The following is a 4,687-nucleotide window of genomic DNA, read 5'->3' on the forward strand; positions in this document are numbered from 1 at the left end:
ATTTGGTTCTGTTGTCGGAGAAATACCAAAAGGGTACATTTATTTTGCAATAGCATTTTCTTTATTGGTGGAATTCTTCAATATGAAGCTAAGAAAACGATCAAAACCAGTTCAATTAAAAGATTCTGCATTGGTGGATAATAAAAATAAAGAAAACAATAAGTAATTTTTCATTAAATCTATTTTAGGAAAAGAGTGCTATTTGTAAATTAGTTTGATTGTCGGTCAATCTACTTTTATTATATTTGTGTTTAAGAAATAACAAAATAAAATACATATAAGTATTATGGAAAACAAAGAACTGCTAAAGCAAGTTACCTCTAAAGCTAATATATGGTTAGCAGGGGATTATGATGCCGAAACGAAAACCGAGATTAAGCGTATGCTTGATAATGCAGATAAAACCGAATTAATGGAATCTTTCTATAAAGATTTAGAATTTGGTACGGGTGGTCTTCGTGGAATTATGGGAGTAGGTACCAATCGTATCAATAAGTACACTATTGGTGCTGCTACACAAGGACTATCTAATTACTTATTAAAGCAATTTTCGCATCTGGAACAAATAAAAGTTGTTATTGGATATGATTGCCGTAACAATAGTAAATATTTCGGACAGGTTGTTGCTGATATATTCTCGGCTAATGGGATAAAAGTTTATCTTTTTGAAAACTTGAGACCTACGCCCGAAGTTTCATTCGCAATACGTACTTTAGGTTGCCAAAGTGGTGTTATTCTTACAGCATCGCACAATCCAAAAGAGTATAATGGATATAAAGCTTATTGGGATGATGGAGCACAAGTAACACCTCCTCACGATAAAAACATCATTGAAGAAGTTAATAGTATTAGCTCAGTTGCTGAGATTAAATTTGCAGGAAATCCAGCTTTGATCGAGTCTTTGGGCGAGGATATGGATAATAAATTCATTGAATCTCTTAAAGCAATATTATTGTCTCCCGAATCCATTAAGCGTCATGGAAATATAGGTATAGTATATACACCTATCCATGGAACAGGTGGTCAGATTGTACCTAAAGCTTTGAAAGCATACGGTTTTACCAATATAATACACGTACCCGAACAAGATGTAGTTGATGGCAATTTTCCTACAGTAGTTTCTCCTAACCCCGAAGAGCCTGCTGCTATGGCAATGGCTGTAAAGAAAGGTATTGAAACGGGGGCAGAATTGGTATTTGCTACTGACCCCGATGCTGACCGCTTTGGTGCAGGTGTGCGTGATACAAACGGAGATTTCATTCTATTGAATGGTAATCAAACAATGATTATCCTTATATATTATCTTGTTACCCGTTGGAAAGAACTTGGCAAATTGACAGGTACTGAATATACAGTACGTACTATTGTTACAAGTGAACTGACTCAGGTTATTTCTGAAAAAAATGGTGTAGAGATGTTTGAATGCTTTACCGGTTTCAAATGGATTGCATCTGTAATGCGTCAATTAGAAGGCAAACGCAAATATATCGGTGGAGGCGAAGAAAGCTATGGTTTCTTAGCAGAAGACTTTATTCGTGATAAGGATTCTGTTTCGGCTGCTGCTCTATTTGCTGAAATAGCTGCATGGTGTAAAGATAATGGCAGAACTATCTATGAAATGCTTCAGGATATTTATGTAGAATATGGTTTTTCTAAAGAAAAAGGTATTTCTGTTGTGAAGAAAGGAATGTCTGGAGCACAAGAAATCCAATCTATGATGGATAATTTCCGTAACAATCCATTAGAAGAGATTGCTGGATCTAAAGTTACTCTAGTTAAAGATTTCGAGATCTTAGAAGTTAAAGATCTTAGAACCGGCAAAATTTCGAAATTAGACATGCCAGCTACATCTAATGTGCTTCAGTATTTTACAGAAGATAAGACTAAGGTTTCAATTCGTCCTTCGGGAACTGAACCTAAGATAAAATTCTATATTGAAGTAGTTGACAAATTACCATCTCGTGCAGATTTTGCAAAAGTAGATGCTGCAACAGAGGCTAAAGTAGAACAAATATGTAAAGATCTGGGTATCTAATAGAATATCTCAGTTTAAATATAAACGAGAATTGTAATTATATAATACAGTTCTCGTTTCTTGCTTACTACTAAATTCAGAAGCGGAACTTAACTCACCTACACCAAAACTTTATCATTTCATTTAAAACAGTTATATTTGAAACTAATTAACGAGTCTAAAGACCCGTTTTTATTGACAATACTTCTATGATACGTATTTTATATCTTATATATCAATGGGTTATTTTTGTACCATTGTTAATTCTCTCTACTACTTGGTGCACCCTAACAATAATAATAGGCTCTACTTTGGGCAATAATAAATTCTGGGGGTATTATCCGGGAGTTATTTGGGGACGATTTGTATGTGTAGCTGCCTTATTACGTATTAAGGTAAATCGTAAAGTAGTTTTAGATAAAAAACAGTCTTATATATTTGTAGCAAATCATCAGGGAGCTTTCGATATATTTTTGGTATATGGTTATCTAGGTCATAATTTTAAATGGCTGATGAAACAAAGCCTAAAAAAAATGCCACTAGTAGGACTTGCATCTGCAAAGGCTGGTCATGTATTTGTAGATCAATCGAGCAGAAAAGGCATTGTAGAAACAATGAAGAATACAAGAGATACACTTAAAGAAGGTATGTCGACAGTTGTTTTCCCCGAAGGACACCGCACTCCTGACGGCAATATGGCAGAATTCAAGAAAGGAGCTTTTCAGACAGCTTTAAGCTTAAAGTTACCCATTGTTCCGATGACTATTGATGGTGCTTATAAAGTGCTTCCTATCCACTCCTGGCGCATGTCTCCATCCGCTATTTCTCTCACATTCCACGAACCTATCGAAACAGCTAATCTTACCTCAGATGATCTTCCTGAGTTAATGAAAAAAGTACATTCTATTATAGAATCAAGCTTATTATCAAAAGGAAATAGTTAAATCTATAAAGTGTTTTACTACTTCATTCTATTTTCGATACCTTTGATCTGATTATTATAAGCTCTTTTAGGACTTAAACCTTAATTTGTCATAGTATTATGAAAGCATTAAAACTAATATCCTTTACATTAGTTGGATTGGTCATACCCTCAAAGCACAAGGCGCAAGACCAACAAAAGCCTCATTTAATTTTAATAATGACCGATCAGCAACGTTCTGATTGTGTGGGAGCCATGGGGAATCCTTATATCTCAACTCCACATATGGATGCGTTAGCCGAGGATGGCGCATTATTTATGAATGGTTATTCATCCTTACCCAGTAGCACGCCTGCACGAGCTAGTTTATTGACGGGTAATGCTCCGTGGAAACATGGAATGTTAGGATATTATAAGGTCGCACCAAAGTATCCGAATGAAATGCCTCAAATGTTACGTGATGCAGGTTACTTTACTTTTGGTATAGGAAAAATGCATTGGACTCCCCAACGTAGCCTGCATGGTTTTCACGGAACTTTTCTGGATGAATCGGGACGTGTTGAATCTCCTGATTTTGTAAGTGATTACCGCCAATGGTTCGCTATGGAAGCTCCCGGACTTAATCCTGATTCTACAGGAATAGGATGGAATGCACATCAAGGGAAGGAGTATGCTTTAGAAGAACGTCTACATCCAACACAATGGACAGGTAATGAAGCTATCCGTTTTATTGAGAACTACAATCTGCAACAACCTATGTTCCTTAAGATATCTTTTGCCCGTCCACATAGCCCTTATGATCCTCCTAAGAAATATGCCGACATGTATAAAGATAAAGATGTTGTATCTCCCTATATTGGAGATTGGTGCCAATCGTTTGCTGATAGGAAGATGACACCTGATGCTCCGTTTGGAGACTTTGGACTTGAACATTCTCTGGAATCACGCCGATATTATTATGGTGCGGTTACTTTTGTTGATGACCAGATCGGACGAATTATTCAAAGCTTAAAAGACAAAGGTATCTATGATAACGCTCTAATTATATTTATCTCGGATCATGGAGATATGTTGGGAGATCATTATCACTGGCGTAAAACTTATGCCTACGAGGGTTCGTCTCATATTCCCTTTATTGTGAAGCCTCCTAAGAATATGAATCTCAAAAGGAATCAGAAAATAAATCAGGTTGTAGAGTTGCGAGATGTTCTACCCACATTCCTCGAAGCATCTCATATCGATAAACCTCTGGAAATGAACGGAATGTCAGTATTGTCTTTACTAAAAAATCAGAAAAATGCCTGGAGACCTTATATTGATTTAGAACATGCAACTATTTATGAAAATGATAATTATTGGGCGGCATTGACTGATGGAAAGATGAAATATATATGGTTTTTCCATACCGGAGAGGAGCAATTATTCAACTTAGAGAAAGATAGAGGAGAAACAGTAAACCTATCTAAAAATAAAAAATACAAGGCTGATTTAGACAAATGGCGTAATTCGATGATTGAACATTTGAGCGAAAGAGGGGAGCCTTATATCAAAGATGGTAAACTTAATGTATTTAAAGAAACCATTTTGACTAGCCCTAATTATCCGACGAAAAACCAATAAAGTTTTCATGTAATTGATTACGTTATAAATCTCTGTATAATTGACTATTATGGATAAATAATATTCTATAAATATATTTACTGCTACTTAACATATTATCTTCTCAGAACTATTTTCGAATTAAAGCATTA

At 35.5% G+C, this 4,687-nt stretch carries 3 protein-coding genes; all 3 read left to right on the forward strand.

Annotated elements, in window-relative coordinates:
• Positions 1 to 286 precede the first annotated feature (286 nt).
• The 3 genes from HGC4_RS09710 (at position 287) to HGC4_RS09720 (ending at position 4,556) form a co-directional block, all read left to right on the forward strand.
• Positions 287 to 2,035 (forward strand): phospho-sugar mutase, encoded by a 1,749-nt coding sequence (locus tag HGC4_RS09710; RefSeq protein WP_050709940.1) that lies wholly within the window; start codon positions 287 to 289, stop codon positions 2,033 to 2,035.
• Between the two features lie 188 nt (positions 2,036 to 2,223).
• Positions 2,224 to 2,958, forward strand: a complete 735-nt coding sequence (locus HGC4_RS09715; RefSeq protein ID WP_050709941.1) for a lysophospholipid acyltransferase family protein — start codon at positions 2,224 to 2,226, stop codon at positions 2,956 to 2,958.
• 98 nt (positions 2,959 to 3,056) lie between these two features.
• Complete coding sequence (locus HGC4_RS09720) at positions 3,057 to 4,556, forward strand: arylsulfatase (RefSeq protein ID WP_050709942.1); 1,500 nt, start codon at positions 3,057 to 3,059, stop codon at positions 4,554 to 4,556.
• Positions 4,557 to 4,687 lie beyond the last annotated feature (131 nt).

Origin of the sequence: Dysgonomonas sp. HGC4, assembly GCF_001261715.1 — a bacterium.
In the GTDB taxonomy this organism is placed as follows: Bacteria; Bacteroidota; Bacteroidia; order Bacteroidales; family Dysgonomonadaceae; genus Dysgonomonas_A.

Coding starts and splice junctions, on each gene's coding strand:
- HGC4_RS09710 (WP_050709940.1), top strand. CDS start 287: ATGGAAAACAAAGAACTGCTAAAGCAAGTTACCTCTAAAGCTAATATA.
- HGC4_RS09715 (WP_050709941.1), top strand. CDS start 2,224: ATGATACGTATTTTATATCTTATATATCAATGGGTTATTTTTGTACCA.
- HGC4_RS09720 (WP_050709942.1), top strand. CDS start 3,057: ATGAAAGCATTAAAACTAATATCCTTTACATTAGTTGGATTGGTCATA.